This window comes from Acidibrevibacterium fodinaquatile, assembly GCF_003352165.1.
Classification (GTDB): domain Bacteria; phylum Pseudomonadota; class Alphaproteobacteria; order Acetobacterales; family Acetobacteraceae; genus Acidibrevibacterium; species Acidibrevibacterium fodinaquatile.
This window is the reverse complement of the sequence record NZ_CP029176.1, coordinates 3406828-3431204: the sequence shown is the minus strand read 5'-3', so window position 1 is coordinate 3431204 and position 24377 is coordinate 3406828. Positions and strand designations below refer to the sequence as shown.

Genomic DNA, 24377 nt, shown 5'->3' with positions numbered 1-24377 from the left:
TAGATGTTCAACCGAAACACAATGCGCGGACGCGCACCGGCTTGGGTCGGCGCGGTGACCGTCGCGGTGCTGGCGCTCGGTGCCGCGCACCAGGCGCAGGCGCAATCCGCCTATCTCAATGCAATCCTGAATGCGCGCAACGACAACGACCAGCCGATGCAGACTGCGCAGGATCAGTCTCAGGCGCCGGTCGGCAACGGCGCCGCCAACGCGCCGCAATCGGATGGTTATCTGTTCAATCTCCAGGTCGGCAAGTCGATCGGCCAGGCGCTCGCCAATCAGGGCATCTATATCGACGGCAGCTACATCAACATCACCAGCGATAATGTCGGCGGCGGCCTCCATAACGGGACCACCTCCGATGGTGACGCGACGCTCGGCATCAATCTCGACATGGGCAAGATCGCCGGCATTCAGGGCGCGCAGATCCATTTCTATGTCGATGATCAGCAGGGCCAGAACGCCTATGGCAATTATCCTGGCTTTGGGCTCGACAACAACTTCGTCTATGGCCCCAACGCCGCCTTCCGCCTGACGGAGTTGGACTGGGACCAGAGCCTGCTCAACGATCATATCCGCATCCTGGTCGGACGAATCAACGATCTGGGTGACTTCGATACCTTCGATTTCGCTTGCAACTTCACGGATTACACCTGCGCCAACACGTCCTTCTTCTACTATGACAACAACAACTCGGCGGACCCGGTTTCGGCCTGGGGCGGGCGCATCACCTTCAAGCCGACGCTGCAGACCTATTTCCGCATCGCCGCTGAGGCTTCGGATGGCGATGGGTTCTATAACGCCTCGAATGAAGGCTGGAACCTTTCGATGACGCATGACAATGGCGTCTTCGTGCCGGTCGAAGTCGGCTACAAGACCGATTTCTCGTCTTCCGCTTATCCGAGCCAGTATGACGTCGGCGGTTTTTACGACAGCGGGCAATATAACTACGCCGGTATGATGTTCGCCAAATCCGGCATGATGGAGCCGATGGCGACCATCGGCACCAACCAGCCGCGCATGGGCGTGTGGGCGCAGGCATCGCAGATGGTCTATCGCCCGGATATGAACAGCAAGCGCGGCATCACCCTCTTTGGTGAGGTCGAGTCCATGGTTACCGGCTATGTGCCGATCCAGGACGAAATCGACGCCGGCATGGTCTGGCAGGGCCCACTCGCCAGCCGGCCGCATGACAACCTCAACATCATCGGCGAATACTACAAGCTCGGCAACGAGCTGGTGAACTATGAGACCGGGACGGTAATGGCGGGCAACACCCACGCCGCGAACAGCGTCGAGCTGCTCGAGGTGAACTATAACGCCGCGATCGCGCCGGGCATCACCATCGGCCCGTTCTGGGAATACATCGTCAACCCAGTGACCGGCGGCGCCGACCCCAATGGCCGCATCAAGAACGCGACCCAAGTGGGTGGCATGCTGCAGGTGGCACTCCCCGATCTGCTCGGCCTGCCGACCCTCGCCCGCGTCAACTGACGCGCGCCTGATCTGACGACGAACCCGGTTTCCCCAGCAATGGGGAAGCCGGCCGTCTTCGTGTCTGTTTTGTGACATTTTTGCCACAGGCGGAGGCTTTTTTATCCCGCTACGCGAATGTTCTTATTTTGTTCTGAATTTCCCTCTTCAAATTTCCCCGGCGCCGCCCTCTAATCACGCCTGCGAGAGGTGGGCCTCTTGGGAAGACGCCTCCCCTCGCGTCGCGTGATCGAAAGAGGCGAAATCGCCCGGCTTTGATTACGCGGGATCAGGTTTCCGAAATCACCCGAGGGAAGGGGAATAGATGTTCAACCGAAACACAATGCGTGGACGCGCACCGGCCTGGGTTGGCGCGGTTGCGGTCGCGGTTCTCGCGCTCGGTGCCGCGCACCAGGCGCAGGCACAATCCGCCTATCTCAATGCGCTGCTCAATGCCCGCAACGACAACGACCAGCCGATGCAGACCGCGCAGGATAACTCCCAAGCGCCGGCCGGCACCGCGGCGCCGGCGGCACCGCAGCCGGATGGGTTCCTGTTCAATCTCCAGGTCGGGAAATCCTTCGGCCAGGCGCTCGCCGACAAGGGTATCTATATCGACGGCAGCTACATCAACATCACCGACTATAACGCCGGCGGCGGCCTCAATAATGGCGCCTATTCGGATGGCGACGCGACGCTCGGCATCAATCTCGACATGAACAAGATCGCCGGCGTCCAGGGCGCGCAGATCCATTTCTATGTCGATGACCGCCAGGGGCCGAACGCCTATGGCAAGGGCGCTGGCGTCGGGCTCGACAATTCCTTCGTCTATGGCCCGAACGACGCGTTCCGCCTCACGGAGTTGGACTGGGATCAGAGTCTGCTCAACGACCATATCCGGATCCTGGTCGGGCGCATCAACGATTTGGGTGATTTCGATACCTTCGATTTCTCCTGTAACTTCGTGGATTACACCTGCGCCAACACGTCGTTCTTCTACTTCAACGACGCGAACTCGGCGGACCCGGTTTCGGCCTGGGGCGGGCGCATCAGCTTCAAGCCGACGCTGCAGACCTATTTCCGCATCGCGGCGGAAGCGGCGGATGGCTCTGGCTTCTACAACGCCTCGAATGAGGGCTGGAACCTCTCGATGACGCATGACAACGGCGTCTTCGTGCCCGTGGAAATGGGCTACAAGACCGATTTCTCGTCGTCTTCCTATCCCAGCCAGTATGATGTCGGCGGCTTCTATGACAGCACCGGCTATAACTACTCCGGCTATATGTTCGACAAGAGCACCATGGTCGCGCCCTTGACGAGCTTCGCCTCCAGCGGCCCGCGTGAGGGCGTGTGGGCGCAGGCGGCGCAGATGGTCTATCGCCCGGATATGAACAGCAAGCGCGGCATCACCCTCTTTGGTGAGGTCGAAGCGATGGTCAACGGCTATGTGCCGATCCAGGACGAAATCGACGCCGGCATGGTCTGGCGCGGCCCGTTCGCGCAGCGGCCTAACGACAGCCTGAACTTCGTCAGCGAATACTACAAGCTCGGCAACGAACTGGTGAACTATCAGACCGGAACGGTGATCGCCGGCAATTCGCACTTGGCGAACAGCATGGAGATCGAACAGGTCACCTATAACGCGGTGATCGCGCCCGGTCTCGTGCTGGCGCCGTTCTTCGAATACATCATCAACCCGAATGGCGGCGGCGCGGCGCCGACCGTCAAGACCAAGAGCGCGACCGAGGTTGGCGGCATGCTCGTCGTTGCCCTCCCCGATCTGCTCGGCTTGCCGACCCTCGCCCGCGTCAACTGACGCTGGCGGCTTGACGACGCGGCCCGATCCGGCAACGGATCGGGCCGTTTTTCGTCTCGCTGCCGTCTTGCCTGCCCCCCCGTCATCGTCCACAACGGCGCCGGATGATCACGGATGATCGGAGCCATGTCGGAGCTTTTCCTCCACAACAGCCTGACCCGCCGCAAGGAGCGGTTCACCCCGCTCGATCCCCTCCATGTGCGGATGTATGTCTGCGGCCCGACGGTTTATGACCGGCCGCATATCGGCAATGCCCGCCCGGCGGTGGTGTTCGACGTGCTCGCGCGTCTTCTTCGCCGGCTCTATCCGAGCCTCACCTATGTTCGCAACGTCACCGATGTTGACGACAAGATCAACGCCCGCGCCGCTGAGAACCACGAGCCGATCGCGGCGCTGACCGCCCGCACGCTCGAACTCTATCATCGCGACATGGCAGCCCTCGGCGTCGCCCCGCCCGATATCGAGCCGCGCGCGACGATGCACATCGCTGAGATGATCACCCTCATCGAGCGCCTGATCGAAGGCGGCCATGCCTATGAGGCGGCGGGCCATGTTCTCTTCGCGGTCGCGAGTTTTCCCGACTATGGCCGGCTTTCCGGCCGCAGCCCAGAGGAGCTTCGCGCCGGCGCCCGCGTCGAGGTCGCGCCCTATAAGCGCGATCCCGGCGATTTCGTGCTGTGGAAGCCCTCGCCTCCGGACTTGCCGGGCTGGGAGAGCCCCTGGGGGTGCGGGCGGCCGGGCTGGCATATCGAATGCTCGGCGATGTCGTGGCGCTATCTCGGCGCCGATTTCGACATCCATGGCGGCGGCGGCGATCTTTTGTTTCCGCACCACGAAAACGAGATCGCGCAGAGCTGCTGCGCTTTTCCCGGGAGCCATTTCGCCCGCGTCTGGCTGCATAACGGCATGCTGCTGGTGAGCGGCGAGAAAATGTCGAAAAGCCTCGGCAATATCATCACCGTCGAGGAATTGCTCGCCCGCGCCCCGGGCGAGGCGGTGCGCTTCGCGCTGTTGCGCACCCATTATCGCGGCGTTCTGGATTTTTCCGACGCGGCGTTGATGGAAGCCAAGCGGGAACTCGATCGTTTCTACCGCGCCTTGCAAAAAACCGCGCCGCTCGCCGAGGGCGACGTCCCCGAGCGAGTGATGGCGGCATTGTGCGATGACCTCAACACGCCGCGCGCGATCGCGGAGATGCATAAACTCGCGGACGCCGCCTTGGCAGGGGATCAGGCGGCGGCAACGGGTTTGCGGAAAGCCGGCGATTTGCTTGGGATTTTGCAAACCGATCCCAATGAGTGGTTTAAGATAGCGACCTCCAATGTCGGCGCGATTGGACCGGTGCATATGCACGCGGAGAGCAGAATGGGCTTTTCTTGGCGCGGAATAATTTCCGACGAAGGGGTCGAGCTAAGAATCGCCGAACGCGCGCAAGCCCGGCGCGAGAAAAACTTCGCCCGCGCCGATGAAATCCGCCAGGACCTCGCGGCCCTTGGCATTATTCTCGAGGATGGGCCCGCCGGCACCACCTGGCGGCGCGGGTGATGGAGAAAATGACCGGGCGTGACGAGGGGGCGATGCTCGTCCCGATCGAGCCTTCACCGGTGGTCATTCTCGTCCGCCCGCAACTCGCCGAAAATATCGGTGCCGTCGCCCGCGCCATGGCCAATGGCGGGCTCTATCATCTCCGCCTGGTCGCCCCGCGTGATGGCTGGCCACAGGAGCGCGCTTGGCGCACCGCCTCCGGCGCCGATCGCATTCTCGACGCCGCAAAGATCTTCCCCGACGTTGCCGACGCCGTCGCCGATCTCCATCGCGTGCTCGCCACCTGCCCGCGCCCGCGCCATGTCGTCACGCCGCTGCTCACCGCGCGCGGCGCGGCGGCGGAATTGCGTGCGATCGGCGAACGCGGCCTTCGCGCCGGCGTGCTGTTCGGCCCCGAGCGCGCCGGGCTCGACCGCGACGATCTCGCCCATGCCGATGCCCTTATCCGCTATCCGCTCAACCCGGCCTTTCTTTCGCTCAATCTCGCGCAGGCGGTGATGGTTCTCGCCTATGAATGGTGGCTTGCGGCCGAGGAAACCGAGCCGCGCGCCTTGATGACCAACGAGACGCGGGTTGCGACCAAGGGCGAACTCGAAAATTTCCTCGGCCACCTCGTGCGCGAACTCGATGCCTCCGGCTTTCTGCGCAATCCCCAGAAGCGACCTGGCATGATCCGCAATCTCCGCCATTTCTTTCAGCGCGGCGAGGTGACGGAGCAGGAATTGCGCACGCTGCATGGGGTCGTGACGGAGCTTGCGAAAAAACCCTGATCGGGTCAGCCATCCATGGCAGCGCTCAGGGTCGCGCCAGGAGACGGCGAGACCCTGAGCGCTGCGGGTCGCCGGCAGAGTTCCGTTGCGTCTTGGCGCAAGGCGTAATCGGCCCGCGCCGTTGAGCAAAGCGGGCTGTAGAACGGATCGCCGGCGGCGCTTTTCGGCCAGCGAGCGAGAAACCGCGCCGCGAGCGCCGTCGGGATAGCGCTTTCCGCTGGGCCGTGATGGGTCAGGGGATAGAGCCCGGAGACGAGAACACGCAAACCCGCGGCGCGGGCGCGGCGGGTGAAATCGGCGCCCGCCAAGGGGCCGAGCGCGCGATCGAAGCCACCGAGCGCGGCGAACATGTCGCGCCGCACGAGAAGGGCGGCGGCGGAAGCGCCGGCAACGTCGCGAACCAGAGTCAGGCGGCCGCCGGGGCCGGGATTGCGGCGCGGGCCCTCGTCGCCGGGCAAAAACCCCTCGTCACCGGCAAGCGCGGGCAACATCATGCCATCAGCGCCGATCACCAGGCCCATCTCGCGCACCTGCCCCGAGGGGGTGAGCAACAATGGCGCGGCGGCGCCGACATCGCGCCGCGCCGCGAGTGACACGAGATGCGAAAGCCACGCCCGGCCCGCAGGCGGCATGATCCCCTCGTCGAGAAACAGCAAAAACGCCGGCCCTGGCCCTGAAGGCGGGCGTGCCGCGACCCGCACGGAAAGCGCCGCGAGCGCCGCACGCAGCGCCGCCTCCTGTCCTGACCCGTCGCGCCGGATCACGGCGATCACCTCCGCCGCCGGCACCGGCCAATCGAGGCGGCATTGATCTTCGCTAAGGCCGGGAAGAACCCGGGCGGGAAGACCGAGGGCGGCGAGATGGCGCGCAACCGCTTGCCGCCGCGCCGTCTCGATCGCTTGCGCGCCGAGCACCGCGGCGCGGCCGAGGCCATGGCGGCGGGCGCGATAGAGAACTCGCGGCAGATGGGCGAGGCTTTTCGCGCGCGCGATGGCGCGCAGCACGAAATCGAACTCCTCCGCCCCTGCGAAGCTCGCATCTGGCGGCGCGAGCGAGGCGGCGAGGTGGCGTTCGATCGCCAGCGGCCGCGGGAGGGCGGCGCGGGCGAGAAAGGCGTCGTGCGAGAAGGCGCCACCGATCTCGATCGCTTCGATCTCGTCCAAGCTCTCGGCCGACAACGCGGCGTCGGCGAACACGAGATCGGCGCCGCTCTCGGCGGCCGCTCGCAGCCATTGAAACACCGCGTCCGGGGCGAGCGCGTCATCGTGATCGAGGAAGGCGACATGGCTGCCGCGCGCCTCCGCGATCCCGCGCGCAAGCGCACGGGCAAATCCCTCGTTCTTGCGCGCGCGCAGCACCCGCAGACGCCGATCGGCGGCGGCGGCACGGAGGCATGCGACGATCGCGGGATCGGTCGAGCCGTCATCGACACAAATCAACTCGAACGCAGGGCAGCGCTGGGCGAAGACACTGGCGAGCGCCTCCTCGAGCCAGGAAAGCCGCGGATTGAAGACCGGCATCACCAGCGACAGCATGAGACCGGCGATCCGCCCGGCGCGCGTCGCCTTGAAACGGGCGGCGAGCGGCGCCGGCAGCGGCGCGTGGGCGGCGGCGAGAAAGGCGGTGATCGCCGGGTGGGGTTTGGCCTCGCGCGGCGAGCCTTCGAGAAGGATCTCAGTCCCGGCGAGGCGCGCAAAAAGCGGGCTTTGCGCCAATGCCGCCTGATTGAGGGGGAGTGGGACGCGAAACCCGCAAGGCGCCTCGGGCAGGCCGGCGGCAATGACATCGGGGCGGGGGAGATCGGCGCGCCCGGTGGCGATGACGCGGCCTTCCTGCAGGATCTCGACGGCGAGCGGCTGCGCCGGCGCAACCAGGTTGAGCGCCCAGCCATGGGCGACGGCGTTCTCGATGCCATCGAAATAGCCGGCAAATCCCGGCCGGGTCGGCGCCGGCCGTGGGCTTCCGACCAGCGCCAGCCCGCTTTCCACCAAGACGACGCTCAGTTCTGGCGGCGCCGCGCCCGGGGCGAGCGGGCGCGCGACGTAGGGCAGCCGAAATCCCGCCCGACCCTCGCCCAGTCCGACCGCGGCGAGATCGGGGCGCGCGCCATCGGCGAGGGTGCGGGCGATCTCCACGCCATCCTCGCGGAGAATGACCGCGAGCGGCCGCCCTGGCGCCGCGAGATCGGCGGCCCAGCCGCGCACTTCGCCGTCCGTCACCGCCTCGATATAGCCGGCGAGGCCGAGATCGGCGGCGCTGGCCGTGAGCGACGCGGTCACCTGCGCGCCGGCGATGGTGAAGGCGAAATCGCTCGCCGGGCCGAGCGGCAGAAGCCGGGTGAGCGTCAGGGAAAACCGGTAAACCCCGTCCGCCTCCCGCCGCGCAAAACCGCGCGCCGCGATCTCTCCCGCCGCCGTCACCGCGACATAGAGGGCGGGATCGAGCGCGACGGCGAGGGTGAAGGCGCCAATCAAGGTGCGCCCGGCGCGCGCCAGATCACGCCAGGCGAAGCGATAGACGCCGGCGAGCGAGACCGGTTTGACGAAAACACTGGTGCCGGTATCGAGCCGCAGGAGATCGAGCCGCGCGGCCAGCCGGTGCCCCGGCAGCGGCAGAGAAAACCGCCAGACGTCGGCATTTTCGCCAGGCTCGAGCGCGATGGTGCCGATCATTGCCTCATCGAGCAGCACGCCGAGCCGTGGCGCGCGCTGATCGCCGAGCAGCGCCGCCGAGGCGAAGTATCACCGTGCTCATGCCGGGGTTTTGTCGGGCTTGCGTGTCTTGGCGGCGACCGCGAAGCTCGCCAGCAGGTCACCGAGATGGCCGATCTCCGCGAGCTGCAACCCCTCCGGCGGCGCCAGCCGCTTGCCGCCGCGCGCAAGACGGAGGGGCAGGCAGGCGCTGGCGAAGCCGAGCTTCGCCGCCTCGCGCAGACGCGCTTCCGCTTGCGCCACCTGGCGGATTTCACCCGAAAGCCCGACCTCGCCGAAATAGACCGTATCGGGGCGGGTCGGCGTCTCGCTCGCGGCCGAAACCAGCGCCGCGGCAACGGCGAGATCGGCCGCCGGCTCGTTGATCCGAAGGCCGCCGGCGATGTTGAGATGGACGTCATTGCCCGAAAGCCGAAGGCCGCAGCGGCTCTCCAGCACCGCGAGCAGCATCGCAAGCCGCCCGGCATCCCAGCCGAGAACCGCCCGCCGCGGCGTGCCGCCGGCATTGGGGGCGAGCAGCGCCTGGACTTCGAGCAGCACCGGGCGCGTGCCCTCGATTCCGGCGAACACCGCCGAGCCGGCGATATGGCCGCGCCGCTCGGCGAGAAAGAGGGCCGAGGGATTGGCGACCTCGGCGAGACCATGATCGGTCATTTCGAAGACGCCGATCTCGTCGGTCGCGCCAAAGCGGTTTTTGACGCCGCGCAAAATCCGGAACTGATGGCCGCGCTCGCCCTCGAAATAAAGCACGGCGTCAACCATGTGTTCGAGCACACGCGGCCCGGCGATCGCGCCATCCTTGGTGACATGCCCGACCAGAACGAGCGCGAAGCCGAGCGTCTTGGCGAGCCGCACCAGCTCGAACCCGGCGGCGCGGACCTGCGTCAGGGTTCCCGGCACGGCGTCGAACGTATCGAGCCACATGGTCTGGATCGAATCGATGACGACGAGGCCGGTTTCCGGCCGCGCCTCCAAGGTCGCCGCGATATCGGGCAAATGGCTCGCCGCGGCGAGTTCGACCGGCGCCTCGGCCAGCCCCAGCCGGCGGGCGCGCAGCCGCACCTGCTCGACCGATTCCTCGCCCGTGATGTAGATCACCTTCTGCCCGCTCGCCGCCAGCCGCGCCGCGGCTTGCAGCATCAGCGTCGATTTGCCGATCCCGGGATCGCCGCCGACCAGCACCGCCGAGCCCGCGACCAACCCGCCGCCGAGCACCCGGTCGAATTCGGCGATGCCGGTCGCGCGCCGTGGCGGCGGCGGCGTCGTGCCGGCGAGGCCGACCAGATCGACCCCCCGCACTGCCCCGCGCGCCGGCCGCGCGAGGCCCCCGGGCCGCGGCGTTGCCACCTCCTCGACGAGGCTGTTCCACGCGCCGCACGCCTCACAGCGCCCGGCCCATTTTGCCGCAACCGCCCCGCACGCCTGACATACGAACCGCGCTCTGTCCCGTCCCGCCATCCTGCCGCCATATCACGGCGCGGCCGGCGCGGCGAGCAGATGGATGATACGCGGTTTTGAGGCGCAGGCCGCTACGTCGCAACGCCAGCGGCGGCGAGGATGCGTTCGGCGAGCTTGAGATGCGGGCGGTCGATCATCTTGCCCTCGAGCGCGAAGGTGCCGGCCCCTCCGTGGGCGGCGAACCCGGCGATCACCGCCTCGGCCCAGGCGATCGACGCTGGCTTTGGGGTAAACGCCGCCTCGGTCGCGGCGATCTGGCCGGGATGGATGAGAATTTTGCCGGCGAAACCGTCCTCGGCGGCCCGTTGCGCTTCGCGCGCAAGCCCGGCCGGATCGCGCGGGTCAGGGAACGGGGTGTCGAGCGCAAGCAGGCCCAAAGCGCCGGCGGCAATCAGCATGCGGGCGCGGGCTTGCCGGAGCGGTGCTCGCAGGTTGCCCTCAGCATCGCGCGGCGAAATACCGAGATCGGCGGAAAGATCCTCGGCGGCAAAGCAGAAGGCGAGAACACGCCGCGGCAGCTTGCCATACTCGTCGAGCCGGCGCACCGAGGCCGCGGTCTCGGTGACCAGCGCCAGCACGGTGAGGCTTCCGACCGCGATCCCGGCGCTGACTTCGAGGCTTTCGAGATGGTGATCGAGGGCGATGAGATCCTCGGGCCCAGTGCATTTCGGCAGCATGACCCCGGCCGGCCGGCCGGGGACGACCGCGGCGAGATCGGCGAGATACCACTCGCTATCGCGCGGGTTGACGCGCACGAACGTGCCCGGCCGGTCGAGCCCTTTGAGGACGGCGGCCACGCTCTGGCGCGCGAGGCTCTTGTTCGCCGGCATGACCGCGTCCTCGAGATCGAGAATGACGGCATCGGCGGGGCTTGCCAGCGCCTTTTCCACTTTGCGCGGCTGATCGCCGGGCGCAAAAAGCGGCGTGCGCAGGCGGCGCGGCGTCATGGCGCATCCTCCACCACCGGGCGGCGGCGCATGAGCGCCGAACGTTCGCAAACCGCCACCATCTTGCCGTCCTGGTTGAACGCCTCATGGCGGAAGATCACGATCCCGGCATCCGGCCGCGATGCCGAGGGGCGCGCCGAGATCACGGTCGTCTGCACGCGCAGCGTATCGCCGGCGAAGACCGGGGCGGGAAAGCGTGTGTCGCGCATGCCGAGATTGGCGATGGTGGTGCCCTGCGTCGAATTATGCACGCTCATGCCGATCATCAGGCCGAGCGTCAGCAGCGAATTGACCAACGGGCGGCCGAATTCCGTTGTCGCCGCGAAATGCGCATCGAGATGAAGTTTCTGCACGTTCATCGTCATGCCACAGAAAAGAACATTATCGGACTCGGTAATGGTGCGGGTCCATTCCGCATCGATCACCCGTCCCTCATGCAATTCCTCGAAATAGAGCCCCGCCATCGGTGACACTTCCTCCCCGCCTACGTCAAGCCATAGGCGGCAATCTTGCGCGCTCCCGCGCAATATGCAAATGACCGCAAGGGACGAATAAAGTTGGGGGGTGTCTTCGCGTGGCCGATATCATCCTGGAGACGAAGGGGCTGGTGCGGGAGTTCCGCGGCTTCGTTGCCGTCGCCGGCGTCGATATCGCGGTGCGCGAGGGGACCATTCATGCCTTGATCGGCCCGAACGGTGCCGGCAAGACCACATGTTTCAACCTCTTGACGAAATTCCTTGCCCCGACACGCGGCAGCATTCGCTTCGCCGGGCGCGACATCACCGGCTTTTCGCCGGCGGCGGTGGCGCGGCTCGGCCTCGTGCGCAGTTTTCAAATTTCGGCGGTGTTTCCGCATCTCTCCGCTTTGGTCAATGTCCGCCTGGCGCTCCAGCGCGCGCGCGGCAATTCCTATGATTTCTGGCGTTCGGAGCGGGTTTTGCATCGCTTCGATGATCGCGCGCGGGCGCTGCTCGAAGATGTCGGCCTCGCTGAATTCGCCGAAACCGAGGCAGCGCTTCTGCCCTATGGCCGCAAGCGGGCGTTGGAAATCGCGACCACTTTGGCGCTCGACCCGAAAATGATGCTGCTCGACGAGCCAACGGCGGGCATGACCCATGACGATGTCGAAAGAATAGTCGCGCTGATCAGGCGCGTGCGCGCCGGGCGAACCATCCTCATGGTCGAGCATAATCTTTCGGTGGTCGAAGGTCTGTGCGATACCATAACGGTATTGACGCGCGGGCGGGTGGTGGCCGAAGGCGATTACGCGACCGTTTCGCGCAACCCGGACGTGATGTCCGCCTATCTCGGAACCCCTGAGGGCGAGGCCGGTCATGCCTGAGGCCAGCATGCTCGAAGTCAAAGGCCTCAACGCCTGGTATGGCGAAAGTCATGTCCTGCACGGCATCGATTTTTCGGTGCGCGAGGGCGAAGTGGTGACGTTGCTGGGCCGTAACGGCGCCGGCAAGACGACGACGATGAAAGCGATCATGGGGCTGGTGCCACGACGCGCCGGCAGCATCCGCTTTCGCGACGAGGAACTGATCGGGCTGCGTCCTGATCTCATCGCGCGCCGCGGCATCGCGATCTGTCCGGAGGAGCGCGGCATCTTCGCCTCTCTCAACGTCACCGAAAATCTTGTGTTGCCGCCGGCGATCGCGCCCGGGGGGCTCGATATCGAAACGATCTACGCCTTGTTTCCCAATCTTCGCGAGCGCGCCTCGAGCCAGGGCACCAAGCTCTCGGGCGGCGAACAACAGATGCTGGCGATCGCGCGCATTCTCCGCACCGGCGCCCGCCTGTTGCTGCTCGACGAGCCGACCGAAGGGCTGGCGCCGGTGATCGTCCAGCAGATCGGCCGCACCATTCGCGAGATCAAGAAACGCGGCTTCACCGTTCTGCTGGTTGAGCAAAATTTCCGCTTCGCGGCAACCGTTGCCGATCGCCACTATGTCGTCGAACATGGCCGCGTGATCGACATGATCGAAAACCGCGAGCTCGATGCAAACATGGGTAAACTTCACGATTATCTCGGCGTCTAGGACGACCGGCGGGGCCGCACCGCCGGCCCGCCCACGTATCAGACAAGCAACCTCAGGGAGCACGCCCGATGATTTTGACAAGACGTGGACTACTCGGCACCGCCGCCGCGACCTCGCTCTTGCCGCTCGCTCGCGCCCGCGCCGCTGACGCGCCGATCAAGATCGGCGTGCTCGGCGATATGTCGGGGATGTATCGTGATCTCTCCGGCCCGGTCTCGGTCGCCTGCGCGCAACAGGCGATCGCTGACTTCGGCGCGAGCGCCAAAGGCATTGCGGTCGAGGTGGTGGTCGGCGATCATCAGAACAAGCCCGATATCGGCGCTGGCATCGCCGGACAATGGTTCGATCGCGACGGCGTCGATCTCGTCGTTGACGTGCCCAACTCGGCGGTCGCGCTCGCGGTCTCCAATGTCGGCCATCTCAAGAACAAGGTGGTGATCGCCTGCGGCCCCGGCACCGCCGATCTCACCGGCCCGCAATGCACGCCCAATACCATTCATTGGTCGTTCGATACGTGGATGCTGGCCCATTCGACCGGCGGCGCGATGGTGAAAACCGGCGGCGATACCTGGTTTTTCATCACCGCTGATTACGCCTTCGGCCATGCGATGCAGCGTGATACGGCGAATTTCGTGAAAGAGGCGGGCGGCAAGGTGCTCGGCAATGTCGATACGCCATTCCCCGGCACCACCGATTTCTCCTCGTTCCTTTTGCAAGCGCAATCGACCGGGGCGAAGGTGATCGGGCTCGCCAATGCCGGCTCCGATACCGTCAACTGCATCAAGCAAGCGGCCGAATTCGGCGTCAACAAATCTGCCCGCCTCGCGGGATTGCTGGTTTTCATCAGCGATATTCACGCGCTCGGCTTGCAGAACGCGCAAGGGCTGGTGCTGACCGAGACCTTCTATTGGGATCTGAACGATCGCACCCGCGCCTTCACCGAGCGCCTTCTCCCCCATACCGGCGGCGCCCGCCCAGGGATGGGCCAGGCCGGGGTTTATGGCGGCGTCATGCAATATCTCAAGGCGGTCGAGAAGCTCGGCGTTGCGCAAGCGAAGGCGAGCGGGGCGGCGACGGTCGCGCAAATGAAAGCGATGCCGACCGACGACGACGCCTTCGGCCCCGGCAGCATCCGCGCCGATGGTCGCGCGCTGCATCCCGCTTATCTGTTCCAGGTGAAATCGCCGAGCGAGAGCAAAGGCCCTTGGGATTACTATAAACTTCTCGCGACGACGCCGGCGGATGAGGCTTTCCGACCGCTCAAGGACGGGCATTGCCCGCTCATTCCGGCCTGACGGTCGCAACAGGAGGACATCGTTATGAAGATTTCGCGCCGTCGTTTGCTTGGTGCCACTGCCGCCGGCGCCATCATGCCGTTGACCGTCGCGCCGCGTGCCCGCGCCGCCGATAGCGTGATCAAGATCGGCGTGCTCAACGATCAATCCGGTCCTTATCGCGATGTCAGCGGGCTCAACTCGGTCGCCTGCGTCAAGCAGGCGATCCAGGATTTCGCCGCCACCAACAAGGGGCTTTCCGTCGAGGTGTTGTCCGCCGATCATCAGAACAAGCCCGATGTCGGCGCCGGTATCGCGCGGCAATGGTTCGACCGCGATGGCGTCGATATGATCATCGATGTGCCCACCTCCTCGGTCGGGCTCGCGGTCGCCAGCGTCTGCCACGAAAAAAACCGCGCCTATATCAATGTCGGCGCCGGCACCGCCGAACTCACCGGCAAGCAATGCGCCCCGACCACCATCCATTGGGCCTATGACACCTGGATGCTCGCGCACTCCACCGGCGGGGCGACCGTGAAGGCCGGCGGTGATACCTGGTATTTCCTCACCGCCGATTATGTCTTCGGCCATGATCTTGAACGTCAGACGACGGGTTTCGTACAAGCGGCCGGCGGCAAGGTGCTCGGCCACTCGACCTACCCGTTCCCGAGCACGACCGATTTTTCCTCCTTCCTTTTGCAAGCGCAGGCTTCGGGCGCGAAAGTGCTCGGCCTCGCCAATGCCGGCGCCGATACCGTCAACAGCATCAAACAGGCGCATGAATTCGGCCTCACCGCCAAAACCCGCATCGCCGCCCTCCTGATGTTCATCACCGATGTCCATGCGCTCGGCCTTTCGACCGCGCAGGGTCTCGTGCTGACCGAAAGTTTCTATTGGAACCTGAACGCAAAGACCCGCGCTCTCTCGATGCGTATCAAGGAGAAGACGCCGAACAACATGCCGAATATGGTGCAGGCCGGCTGTTATGCCGGCAGCCTGCATTACATGAAGGCGGTCGCCGACATGGGGGTTGCGGCTGCGAAGGCGAGCGGTGCCGCGGCCATCGCGCGGATGAAGGCGATGCCGACCGACGATGATGCTTTCGGCACCTGCCATATTCGCGAGGACGGCAGGGTTCTGGTGCCGGCCTATCTGTTCGAGGTCAAGACGCCGGCCGAGAGCAAAGAGCCCTGGGATTACTACAAACTTTTGGTGACCACCCCTGGCAGCGAGGCGTTCCGTCCGCTCGCGGACGGCAATTGCTCCTTCATCCACGCCTGAGCGACGAGCAAAGAGAGATGTTCAGCATTTTCGGTGTTCCCGCGCCCTTATTGTTCGGCCAACTTCTGCTCGGCCTCATCAATGGGGGGTTTTACGCGATGCTGTCGCTCGGTCTCGCGGTGATCTTCGGGATGCTGAACATCATCAATTTCGCCCATGGTGCGATGTTCATGATGGGCGCCTTCGTCGCCTGGATGCTGCTCAATTATCTTGGCATAAACTACTGGTTCGCGTTGCTGCTGGCGCCGCTCATCGTCGGCGCCTTCGGCTTCGTGCTCGAAAAAACCATCATCAGCCGGCTTTACGCGCTCGATCATCTCTATGGCCTCTTGCTCACCTTCGGCCTTGCCTTGGTGCTCGAAGGCTTGTTTCGCAATGCTTATGGCAGCTCGGGCATGCCCTATCAGATTCCGGCGCTGCTCAGCGGCGCGGTCAATCTTGGCTTCATGTTCCTGCCGGTCTATCGCGGCTGGGTGATCGTCGCGGCGCTGGTCGTGTGCATCGCGACCTGGATGCTGATCGAGAAAACCAAGCTCGGCTCTCTGTTGCGCGCGGCGACCGAAAATCCGGCGCTGGTGCAGGCTTTCGGCGTCAATGTGCCGCGTCTGGTGACGCTGACCTTTGCCGGCGGGGTCGCGCTCGCGGCCTTCGCCGGAGTCCTTGCGGCGCCGATCTATTCGGTCAACCCCAATATGGGATCGAATTTCATCAACACCGTGTTCGCGGTGGTGGTGATCGGCGGCATGGGTTCGATTTTCGGCGCCATCGTCTCGGGCTTCGGCCTCGGTGTGATCGAAGGGTTGACCAAGGTGTTTTATCCACAGGCCTCGGACACCGTGATTTTCGTTGTCATGGTGCTAGTCCTACTCACGCGGCCGGCGGGTCTCTTCGGAAAGGCCGCTTGAGATGCTTGGGCAGAAGACTTCCCAGCTTATCGCTTTTTTCGTCCTCATCGCGCTCGTCATCGCCGCGCCGAGCATGCTTTATCCGGTTTTCGTCATGAAGGTGCTGTGCTTTGCGCTGTTTGCGTGCGCCTTCAATCTCCTGATCGGCTATGTCGGTCTGCTGTCGTTCGGGCATGCCGCGTTTTTTGGCCTCGGGGCTTATGTCACCGCGTGGACGGCGAAGAGTTGGGGCCTGACACCGGAGATCGCGATCCTGCTCGGCGGCGTGAGCGGTGCCGCGCTCGGCACCGTGTTCGGTTGGCTCGCCATCCGCCGCCAGGGACTCTATTTCGCGATGATCACGCTGGCGCTCGCGCAGATGGTCTATTTCTTCTGTGTCGAGGCGCCGTTCACCGGCGGCGAGGACGGGATTCAGCAAGTGCCGCGCGGGAAATTGTTCGGCGTCTTCTCACTCGCCAACGACATGTCGATTTACTGGCTGGTCGCGGTGATCTTTCTCGTCGGCTTCTTCCTGCTCAACCGCACCATTCATTCTCCGTTCGGCCAGGTGCTAAAAGCAATCCGCGAGAACGAGCCGCGCGCGACCTCGCTCGGCTATCGCACCGACAGCTACAAGCTGATTGCGTTCATCCTCTCGACTTTCATCGCCGGGATCGCCGGCGGCACCAAGTCATTGGTTTTTGGCATCGCGACGCTCACCGATGTCCATTGGTCGATGTCGGGCGAGGTGGTGCTGATGACCCTTCTCGGCGGCCTCGGCACCATTTTCGGCCCGGTGATGGGCGCCCTCGTGGTGACGACGATGGAAAACTATCTCGCCCCGTTCGGCGCCTGGGTGACGGTAACGCAAGGCCTGATCTTCATCGCCTGCGTGCTCGCCTTCCGCCGCGGCATCGTCGGCGAAATCGGTGCCAAGCTGAAGCTCGCGTTTTACTGAGCGGGCCAGAGCCAAGGTCCATAATCGTTGACGCTCGTTTCGCTCTGATAGGCGGTTCGGCAAGAAGCGGTAGCGGCGCGGCGTCGATCGCCGCATGCGAGACGCCATCCGACTGATGTCGGTTGAGCGCGCGCCAATCCCAAGACTGCCCAGCCCCGAAAACTCATCACCAGATCAAAAAAACTCCCTTTTTGACGGGGGACTATTCAAATCTCCCACTCTTTGGAAACCCTGTCGGTACCGCGCGCCCGGCCTGGCCGCGGGCGCCGAGCCAAGGCGTGAGGTTGGTTTCCGTCCGCGTCTTGCCGCCCCATCGCCAGCTCAACCCTTCGGCGAGCGTGAAAAGCTTGAGGTCGGCGAGTGTGCCGTCGCGATATTTCTGCAAGATCACCCCCGCACCACGCGCCATTTCGGGCACTTGCTCCAGCGGAAACACGAGCAATTTCCGATTTTGGCCAACGACGGCGACATGATCGCCCGCGAGCGGGGTGCAGAGCATGACTTCTTCGCCGGATTTCACGTTGAAAACTTGCTTGCCGGTGCGTTTTTCGGCGAGCAGATCCTCGGCCCGGACCACGAAACCGCGCCCGGCGCTGGCCGCGAGAAGGTAGCGCGCGCCTTCGCGCCAGACGAACAGCGTCGCGACATCGACCTCGGTGCCGAGATCGGCGAGCAGCCGCACGGGCTGGCCGTCCCCGCGGCCGCGCGGCAGATCGGCGGCGCGCAGCGTATGCGCACGGCCGTTGGTTGCGATCAAGCAAAGCCGATCGGTGGTTTCGCAAGGAAGGAGGAGGCGCAGCCGGTCACCCTCCTTGAATTTCAGCTCGGCGCCGTCATCGAGATGGCCGCGAACAGCGCGGAGCCAGCCTTTTTCGGAAAGAATAACGGTGATCGGCTCCCGCTCGACGAAAGCGTCTTCGGCGACCGCGACCGGCGCCACCGCCGCCGCGATCTGGGTGCGCCGCGCGCCGAGCGGACCCTTGGCGAATTCCGCCCCGGTCGCCGCCACCTCCGCACTGATCCGCGCCCAGCGCCGCGCGGGATCGGCGAGGAGCGCCGTGAGATCCTTCTGCTCGCTCGCCAGGGCCTTGCGCTCCTTGCGGATTTCCATCTCCTCGAGGCGGCGCAAGGCGCGCAGCCGCATGTTGAGGATCGCCTCGGCCTGAGTCTCACTCAGAGCGAAACGGGCCATCAGCCGTTCTTTTGGCGCGTCCTCGGTGCGGATGATGGTGATCACCTCGTCGAGATTGAGATAGACCGCGAGATAGCCGTCGAGCAGCTCGATCCGGCGCGCGATCGCGGCAAGCCGGTGGCGCGCGCGGCGTTCGAGCACCTCGTGACGATGATCGAGCCAGGCGCGGAGCAGCGCTTTGAGACCCATGACGCGCGGCGTGCGGCCGCCATCGAGGACGTTCATGTTGAGGCTGACGCGGGTCTCGAGAGCGGTTGCGCGAAACAGCGTCTCCATCAGCATCGCGGGATCGACGTTGCGGGCGCGTGGCTCGAACACGAGGCGCACCGTCGCATCGCTTTCATCACGGAGATCGGCGAGCAGCGGCAGCTTCTTCTCCTCGATCAAGGTGGCGATCTGCTCGATGAGCCGCGCCTTGGCGATCTGATAGGGGATCTCGGTCACGACGACGCGCCAAGTGCCGTGCTTGCCTTGCTCGACTTCGAAGCGGGCGCGAAGCCGGAGGCTGCCGCGCCCGGTGTCATAGGCGGCGAGCAGGGTTTCGGCGTCCTCGACGAGGATGCCGCCGGTTGGAAAATCAGGGCCGGGCATGAAGCGAAGGAGGTCGGCGGTGCTCGCCTCGGGATGATGGATGAGGTGGACGGCGGCGGCGCAGATTTCGCCGGCATTGTGCGGCGGGATATTGGTTGCCATGCCCACCGCGATGCCGCTGGCGCCATTGGCGAGGAGGTTGGGAAAGGCCGCCGGCAGCACCACCGGCTCAAGCTCCTCACCGTCATAGGTCGGGCGAAAATCGACGGCGTTTTCCGCAATCCCTTCGAGCAGCGCTTGCGCGACCGCCGTCATCCGCGCCTCGGTGTAACGCATGGCGGCGGCGTTATCGCCGTCGATATTGCCGAAATTGCCCTGGCCCTCGACCAGCGGATAGCGCGCGGCGAAATCCTGGGCGAGGCGGACCAGGGCCTCGTAAACCGCGACGTCGCCATGGGGATGGAATTTGCCGATCACGTCGCCGACGACGCGGGCGCATTTTTTGAACCCGGCGGCGGGATCGAGTCGCAATTGCTGCATGGCGTAGAGCAGCCGGCGATGCACCGGCTTCAGCCCGTCCCGCGGATCGGGGAGGGAGCGTGCCATGATGGTGGAAAGCGCGTAGGCGAGATAACGCTCGCCGAGCGCATCTGCGAGCGGCGCCTCATGGACGCGCCCGGCGGATGGGGGGTCGGGGATCAAGACATCGGACATCGGCGGCTCCTCGCGGCGTTCCCCTATTGGCTAAGCTCCCGCTCGGCGAGCTGCAAGACGCGCTGGTAAAGCGCCTGCCGCGGTGCCGGAAGCGGCTGATGGCGGCTGCCGAAGGCCTCGCGGGCGAGGAAATGGCCGGACAAACGCAGCCCCGCGGCAAGCGCGCCTGCATCGATCGCCGCCGCCGGGTCTTCGAGGAACGCCGGGAGCGGTAGCAGCCGTTCGCGCCAGGGGCCTGCCGCCGCCCGGCTCACGGCGCGGCCGCTGCGTGGCGAGACGAAGGCAAGGTCTTCCCCCACCCCGGTCAGCGCGCATGATGAAAGATCAAGGCCATAGCCGAGTTCGGCGAGCAGCCCGATTTCAAAACGAACCAGCGCGGCAAGCCCCGCGAGCGCCGATTCGGACCCCGAAACCCCCTCGATCAGACGCCAAAGCGCGGCAAAAACCCGCGGATGCGGCGCCTGTTCGGGAAGGGCGCCGGCAACCGTCGCACAGATCGCCGTGAGCATCGCCAAGCGCAGCGGATCATCGAGTACCAGCGCGGCGGCGGCGCGGATAGGTTCGCCGCTGAACTGGCCGAGCTGTTCCGCAAGCCGCCCCTGCCAGCGCGCGGCGATGAGATTGCCGGTTTGCCACAGCGCCGCCTGGCGCCGCCCCTGGCCGCCGCGCACCAGCCCGCGCCGCAGCCCTTCAGCTTCGCTGAGCAAATGTGCCACCGCATCATGCTCACCATGCGGTCGCAACGCGAGAATGATCGCCGGGGCCTGCCACTCCATCTCGGCATTGTGCCGCCCCGCGCGCGTCCGCGAAAGCCACTCGTTGCCCTTCGCGCCCGCCCCTCAGGCCGCCGCCTTGGCCGCCGGCGCCCGCCGATTCGCGGGGTGAACAGGCTCCCGCTCTGGCAATTCCGCCGCAACATCCGCAGCCCATCCCCCGAACGCGGTTTGCGCCGCATCGAAGAAGCATTGCGACAGCTCATCCGTCATTTGGCGCATCGCGAGGAGATTGCGATGAAAGCGCTTGCGCGCGAGAGCGATCTGCTGGGCCGGCAGCGGCAGCAACGCGCCACCATCGCGAAGCCGCGTCAGATCACCATAATCTTCGGCGAGAAGCTGCTGCGCGAGGCTCACCTGATGCTGCGACAAAGCGACCATGCCTTCCATGAGCCGCGCATTCGCCGCTGTCAGATGCTGCCAGCCTTCCTGCCAGGCGAGCGGGTTGGGTTGGCTGTCACCGAAGCCGAAAGAACCGTCCCCGGCGCGCTGCCAGAGCGCCTTCCAATTCGCCCAGAGATTTGAGGACGGGTTTTGCTGAGACATCGCGTCCGACATGGTTTCTCTCCTCGTTTTCTAGGGTGTCATTTGCGTTTTCTAGCGACCCGCACCGGTGAAGGCTTTGATCACGGTCAAATTCTCGCGGTTTCTCGCCCTTCAGGGGCCGGCGCTGCGGGTGCGCGCGAGCAGCACCGCAACGGCGGCGGAAGCGATGCGGGTGCGCGCGCTGTCGGCACGGCTGGTGAGAATGATCGGCACGCGCGCGCCAAGCACGACGCCGGCGGCATCCGCCCCGGCGAGAAACGTCAATTGCTTGGCGAGCATGTTGCCGGCCTCGAGGTCAGGCACGACGAAAATATCGGCGCGCCCGGCAACCTCGGAGACGATGTGTTTTTCCCGCGCCGCCTCGACGCTCACCGCGTTATCGAAGGCGAGCGGCCCATCGACCCGCGCCCCGGTGATCTGGCCACGATCCGCCATCTTGCACAGCGCCGCCGCGTCCAGCGTCGAACGCAGCTTCGGATTGACGGTCTCGACAGCTGAAAGAATGGCGACTTTCGGCTCGGCGATCCCCATGGCTTGCGCAAGATCGATGGCGTTTTGGACGATATCGCGCTTTTCCTCGAGCGTCGGCGCGATATTGATCGCGGCATCGGTGATCAGGAGCGGTCGGTCATGGCCGGGCACGTCCATCATGTAGACATGGCTGATCCGCCGCGCGGTTTGTAAGCCATGCCCCGGATCGACCACCGCATGCATCAATTCGTCGGTATGCAAGGCCCCCTTCATGACGATCTCGGCCTTCGCTTCCCGCACCATGGTGCAGGCGGTCTCCGCCGAGGCGCGCGCACCCGCCGACGGGATCAGCGTCATCGCCGCGATGTCGATCCCGGCCTCGCTGGCGGCGGCGCGGATTTTGTCTTCCGGGCCGATCAGCAGCGGCACGATCAATCCTGCCGCGGCGGCCTCGGCGGCGGCTTCGATCGAGAGCGCGTCACAGGGATAGACGATCGCGGTCCTGAGCGGCGCGCCGCCTTGCGCCTTGGCCACAAGTTCGCGAAACCGCCCGTGACGGCTCAGGCGAACTTCCGGAAGTTCCGTGCGCGGGAGGCTGATTTTCTCGAGCGGCGCCTTGACCTCGGCCGTGCCGGTGAGAATATCCTCCCCTTTCTGGTTGGTGCAGCGGCAATCGAGCACGACATGATCATGCCCCGATTTTTCGCGCACCGTGACGGTCGCGGTGATGGCATCGCCAATTCCGACCGGACGCAAAAACCGCATGTCCTGACGCAGATAAATGGTTCCCGGCCCCGGCAGCTTGGTGCCGAGCACGGCGGAGATCAGCCCGCCGCTCCACATGCCATGGGCGATGATGCGGTGGAAAAGATCATGGGCGGCGAAATTGGGATCGAGATGCGCCGGGTTGAAATCCCCCGACACCACCGCAAACAGCGCGATGTCATCGGCACTCAAGGTCCGCGTGAGGCTGGCGCTTTCGCCGATCGCGATCTCGGCGAAGGTCTTGTTCTCGATCATCTCGGCCGCTTGGGTCGCGGTTTGGGCGTCCATCGGTGTTTTCTCTCACGGTTCTAGAACATACTGGCCCGGCGCGTCGGCGCCGGCGGGATAACCGGCCTTGGCCGCGCCCATCGCCGGTGGCGTGCCCGGCGATCCGGAATGCTCGGCAAGCCATGCCGCCCAGATCGGCCACCATGAGCCCTCCTCGGGCGCGGTGCGCGCCATCCACTCCTCGGGGCCGAGATAGGGCTCGCCGGTGATCCGGCGATGGCGGCGGAAATGGCGATGGGGGTGGCCGGGCTCGCTGACGATGCCGGCATTGTGCCCGCCGGAGGTGAGGACGAATGTCACATCGCCCTCGTTCAAGAGATGGATTTTATAGACCGAACGCCAGGGCGCGACGTGGTCGCTCTCGGTGCCGACGACAAAGAACGGCGCATGGATATCCGCGACCGCGACCGGATGGCCGCCGGCGATCAGCCGCCCCTCGGCGAGATCGTTGTTGAGGAACAGCCAGCGCAGATATTCGCTGTGCATCCGATAGGGCATGCGCGTGGTATCGGCGTTCCAGACCATCAGGTCACTCGGGTGCTCGCGTTCGCCGAGCAGATATTCCCGCACCATGCGCGACCAGATGAGATCGCGTGAGCGCAGCAATTGAAACGTCCCGGCCATCTGGCGGTTGTCGAGAAAGCCTTGTTGCCACATCAGATCTTCGAGAAACGCGAGTTGGCGTTCCGTGATGAAGAGCTGCAACTCGCCGGCTTCGGTGAAATCGGTTTGGGCGGCAAACAGGGTAACGCTCGCGAGACGCCGGTCGCCGTCGCGTGCCATCGCCGCCGCCGCGATCGCAAGCAGAGTGCCGCCGAGGCAATAGCCGCAGGCATGGATCGGATGCGCCCCCGCGATCGCGGTGATCGCCTCGATCGCTGCCATGACGCCAAGGCGGCGGTAATCGTCGAGCCCGATATCGCGCTGTTCAACCCCGGGATCGTGCCAGGAAATGCAGAACACCGTGAATCCCTGGTCGACGAGAGTGCGGATCAACGAATTGTGTTGCGAGAGATCGAGAATGTAATATTTCATGATCCAGGCTGGCACGATGAGAACCGGCTCGGGCCGCACCATCGCCGTGGTCGGGCGGTACTGGATCAATTCCATCAGGCCGTTGCGCAGCACCACTTTGCCGGCCGTCGCCGCGATATCGCGCCCGACGGCGAGCGGCAGGCGCGAGCGCCCGCTCGCCGCAGCGGCGCTGTCTTCGAGGAAATTCTGCCAGCCCGCGAGGAAATTCCGCCCGCCGGAATTCACCGCGGCGGCGATGATTTCGGGATTGAGGGCGGGAAAATTGCTCGGCGAGAAAACATCGAGCCATTGCCGCGTGAGGAAGGCGACCATCCGCTGGCTCGCCGTCTCCATCCCGCGCAGCGGCTGGGTCGCCGCATCATAAAAGCTCTCCGTCCGCAAGAACGCCTGCTGATAGGCGTAAAACGGCATTTCCTGCCAGCGCGGATCGCCAAAGCGATGATCGCTCGCGGCAACCAGCTGTGGCGTGCGATCGAACCCGAGAAGATCGCGGGCGAACGCTTCCGCCGAGCTGAGCGCGGCGCGCGCCAGTTCGGCGCGACGGTGCGGGTGGCTCGCCAGCGCCGTCGCCCAATCGAGAAAGGCGAACCCGATCTCGGTCGGGGAAAACCCGCCAAAGAGCCGTGCGATCGCGGCGGTGAGCAGCCGGTCAGCGGCCATCGCATCATCATCCGAAGGCGGCCAGGAGGGCTGCGGGCGTGGCGGCGAAACCGTGGCTGCGGCGAGCGGTGACACGGGGCTGATCTCGTCCATCGGCTTTCCTTCGGGGTGTGCGCCAACCCTGCTTTATACACCATAGCGACCGGCAACCCCGCCTTGACCGAGATCAAGACCCGCCAACACGAGGCCGCGAGGCGAACGATCGCCCCCCCGCGATCGCGGCTCTGGCCCCCCCGCGATCGC

At 65.2% G+C, this 24377-nt stretch carries 19 protein-coding genes; 10 read left to right on the top strand and 9 right to left on the bottom strand.

Annotated elements, in window-relative coordinates; translation table 11 throughout:
* Positions 1 to 21 precede the first annotated feature (21 nt).
* From DEF76_RS16290 to DEF76_RS16275, 4 genes are all read left to right on the top strand, one after another.
* A complete protein-coding gene (locus DEF76_RS16290) occupies positions 22 to 1494 on the top strand; it encodes a carbohydrate porin (protein WP_162800714.1) in 1473 nt (490 codons plus the stop codon).
* 322 nt (positions 1495 to 1816) lie between these two features.
* Positions 1817 to 3289, top strand: a complete 1473-nt coding sequence (locus DEF76_RS16285; RefSeq protein ID WP_162800713.1) for a carbohydrate porin — start codon at positions 1817 to 1819, stop codon at positions 3287 to 3289.
* 126 nt (positions 3290 to 3415) lie between these two features.
* Positions 3416 to 4834 carry a cysteine--tRNA ligase gene (gene cysS / locus DEF76_RS16280; protein WP_114913947.1) on the top strand — a complete coding sequence of 473 codons (1419 nt, stop codon included), beginning with the start codon at positions 3416 to 3418 and terminating at the stop codon, positions 4832 to 4834.
* An 8-nt stretch (positions 4835 to 4842) separates the two neighbouring features.
* A complete protein-coding gene (locus tag DEF76_RS16275) occupies positions 4843 to 5604 on the top strand; it encodes an RNA methyltransferase (protein WP_114913946.1) in 762 nt (253 codons plus the stop codon).
* A 5-nt stretch (positions 5605 to 5609) separates the two neighbouring features.
* Here the strand turns inward: DEF76_RS16275 and DEF76_RS16270 are convergent, their stop codons facing one another.
* The 4 genes from DEF76_RS16270 to DEF76_RS16255 form a co-directional block, all read right to left on the bottom strand.
* Positions 5610 to 8294: a glycosyltransferase gene (locus tag DEF76_RS16270; RefSeq protein ID WP_114913193.1), complete on the bottom strand. Its 2685-nt coding sequence runs from the start codon at positions 8292 to 8294 to the stop codon at positions 5610 to 5612.
* A 60-nt stretch (positions 8295 to 8354) separates the two neighbouring features.
* Positions 8355 to 9773 (bottom strand): DNA repair protein RadA, encoded by a 1419-nt coding sequence (radA, locus tag DEF76_RS16265; protein WP_114913192.1) that lies wholly within the window; start codon positions 9771 to 9773, stop codon positions 8355 to 8357.
* Positions 9774 to 9844: 71 nt separating this feature from the next.
* A complete protein-coding gene (locus tag DEF76_RS16260) occupies positions 9845 to 10720 on the bottom strand; it encodes an HpcH/HpaI aldolase/citrate lyase family protein (protein ID WP_114913191.1) in 876 nt (291 codons plus the stop codon).
* Positions 10717 to 11184: a MaoC family dehydratase gene (locus tag DEF76_RS16255; RefSeq protein WP_114913190.1), complete on the bottom strand. Its 468-nt coding sequence runs from the start codon at positions 11182 to 11184 to the stop codon at positions 10717 to 10719. The genes DEF76_RS16260 and DEF76_RS16255 overlap by 4 nt, the downstream gene beginning before the upstream one ends.
* A gap of 110 nt (positions 11185 to 11294) precedes the next feature.
* On the opposite strand from DEF76_RS16255, the gene DEF76_RS16250 reads away from it, so the two are divergent.
* From DEF76_RS16250 to DEF76_RS16225, 6 genes are all read left to right on the top strand, one after another.
* A complete protein-coding gene (locus tag DEF76_RS16250; protein ID WP_114913189.1) occupies positions 11295 to 12062 on the top strand; it encodes an ABC transporter ATP-binding protein in 768 nt (255 codons plus the stop codon).
* 7 nt (positions 12063 to 12069) lie between these two features.
* A complete protein-coding gene (locus DEF76_RS16245) occupies positions 12070 to 12762 on the top strand; it encodes an ABC transporter ATP-binding protein (RefSeq protein ID WP_205216220.1) in 693 nt (230 codons plus the stop codon).
* Positions 12763 to 12830: 68 nt separating this feature from the next.
* Entirely contained in the window at positions 12831 to 14057 is a 1227-nt protein-coding gene (locus DEF76_RS16240; protein WP_114913187.1) for an ABC transporter substrate-binding protein, read from the top strand.
* 24 nt (positions 14058 to 14081) lie between these two features.
* Positions 14082 to 15317, top strand: coding sequence for an ABC transporter substrate-binding protein (locus DEF76_RS16235; RefSeq protein WP_114913186.1), 1236 nt, complete (start codon positions 14082 to 14084; stop codon positions 15315 to 15317).
* 17 nt (positions 15318 to 15334) lie between these two features.
* Entirely contained in the window at positions 15335 to 16222 is an 888-nt protein-coding gene (locus DEF76_RS16230; RefSeq protein WP_114913185.1) for a branched-chain amino acid ABC transporter permease, read from the top strand.
* A gap of 1 nt (position 16223) precedes the next feature.
* A complete protein-coding gene (locus DEF76_RS16225; protein WP_114913184.1) occupies positions 16224 to 17159 on the top strand; it encodes a branched-chain amino acid ABC transporter permease in 936 nt (311 codons plus the stop codon).
* Between the two features lie 202 nt (positions 17160 to 17361).
* Here DEF76_RS16225 and parC read toward each other — a convergent pair whose 3' ends face one another.
* From parC to DEF76_RS16200, 5 genes are all read right to left on the bottom strand, one after another.
* Positions 17362 to 19596 (bottom strand): DNA topoisomerase IV subunit A, encoded by a 2235-nt coding sequence (gene parC, locus DEF76_RS16220; protein ID WP_114913183.1) that lies wholly within the window; start codon positions 19594 to 19596, stop codon positions 17362 to 17364.
* Between the two features lie 23 nt (positions 19597 to 19619).
* Positions 19620 to 20372, bottom strand: a complete 753-nt coding sequence (gene recO, locus DEF76_RS16215) for a DNA repair protein RecO (protein WP_114913182.1) — start codon at positions 20370 to 20372, stop codon at positions 19620 to 19622.
* 63 nt (positions 20373 to 20435) lie between these two features.
* Positions 20436 to 20927, bottom strand: a complete 492-nt coding sequence (locus DEF76_RS16210) for a hypothetical protein (protein ID WP_162800711.1) — start codon at positions 20925 to 20927, stop codon at positions 20436 to 20438.
* Positions 20928 to 21026: 99 nt separating this feature from the next.
* A complete protein-coding gene (locus DEF76_RS16205) occupies positions 21027 to 22439 on the bottom strand; it encodes a bifunctional enoyl-CoA hydratase/phosphate acetyltransferase (RefSeq protein ID WP_240319038.1) in 1413 nt (470 codons plus the stop codon).
* A gap of 12 nt (positions 22440 to 22451) precedes the next feature.
* Complete coding sequence (locus tag DEF76_RS16200) at positions 22452 to 24227, bottom strand: PHA/PHB synthase family protein (RefSeq protein WP_114913180.1); 1776 nt, start codon at positions 24225 to 24227, stop codon at positions 22452 to 22454.
* Positions 24228 to 24377 lie beyond the last annotated feature (150 nt).

Bases quoted from the DNA above. Each gene is read 5' to 3' on its own strand.
- DEF76_RS16255 (WP_114913190.1), bottom strand. From the start codon at position 11,184: ATGGCGGGGCTCTATTTCGAGGAATTGCATGAGGGACGGGTGATCGAT.
- DEF76_RS16275 (WP_114913946.1), top strand. From the start codon at position 4,843: ATGACCGGGCGTGACGAGGGGGCGATGCTCGTCCCGATCGAGCCTTCA.
- DEF76_RS16245 (WP_205216220.1), top strand. From the start codon at position 12,070: ATGCTCGAAGTCAAAGGCCTCAACGCCTGGTATGGCGAAAGTCATGTC.
- DEF76_RS16230 (WP_114913185.1), top strand. From the start codon at position 15,335: ATGTTCAGCATTTTCGGTGTTCCCGCGCCCTTATTGTTCGGCCAACTT.
- DEF76_RS16260 (WP_114913191.1), bottom strand. From the start codon at position 10,720: ATGACGCCGCGCCGCCTGCGCACGCCGCTTTTTGCGCCCGGCGATCAG.
- DEF76_RS16240 (WP_114913187.1), top strand. From the start codon at position 12,831: ATGATTTTGACAAGACGTGGACTACTCGGCACCGCCGCCGCGACCTCG.
- DEF76_RS16290 (WP_162800714.1), top strand. From the start codon at position 22: ATGCGCGGACGCGCACCGGCTTGGGTCGGCGCGGTGACCGTCGCGGTG.
- recO (WP_114913182.1), bottom strand. From the start codon at position 20,372: ATGGAGTGGCAGGCCCCGGCGATCATTCTCGCGTTGCGACCGCATGGT.
- DEF76_RS16235 (WP_114913186.1), top strand. From the start codon at position 14,082: ATGAAGATTTCGCGCCGTCGTTTGCTTGGTGCCACTGCCGCCGGCGCC.
- DEF76_RS16205 (WP_240319038.1), bottom strand. From the start codon at position 22,439: ATGGACGCCCAAACCGCGACCCAAGCGGCCGAGATGATCGAGAACAAG.
- DEF76_RS16200 (WP_114913180.1), bottom strand. From the start codon at position 24,227: ATGGACGAGATCAGCCCCGTGTCACCGCTCGCCGCAGCCACGGTTTCG.
- radA (WP_114913192.1), bottom strand. From the start codon at position 9,773: ATGGCGGGACGGGACAGAGCGCGGTTCGTATGTCAGGCGTGCGGGGCG.
- cysS (WP_114913947.1), top strand. From the start codon at position 3,416: ATGTCGGAGCTTTTCCTCCACAACAGCCTGACCCGCCGCAAGGAGCGG.
- DEF76_RS16210 (WP_162800711.1), bottom strand. From the start codon at position 20,927: ATGTCGGACGCGATGTCTCAGCAAAACCCGTCCTCAAATCTCTGGGCG.
- DEF76_RS16225 (WP_114913184.1), top strand. From the start codon at position 16,224: ATGCTTGGGCAGAAGACTTCCCAGCTTATCGCTTTTTTCGTCCTCATC.
- DEF76_RS16285 (WP_162800713.1), top strand. From the start codon at position 1,817: ATGCGTGGACGCGCACCGGCCTGGGTTGGCGCGGTTGCGGTCGCGGTT.
- parC (WP_114913183.1), bottom strand. From the start codon at position 19,596: ATGTCCGATGTCTTGATCCCCGACCCCCCATCCGCCGGGCGCGTCCAT.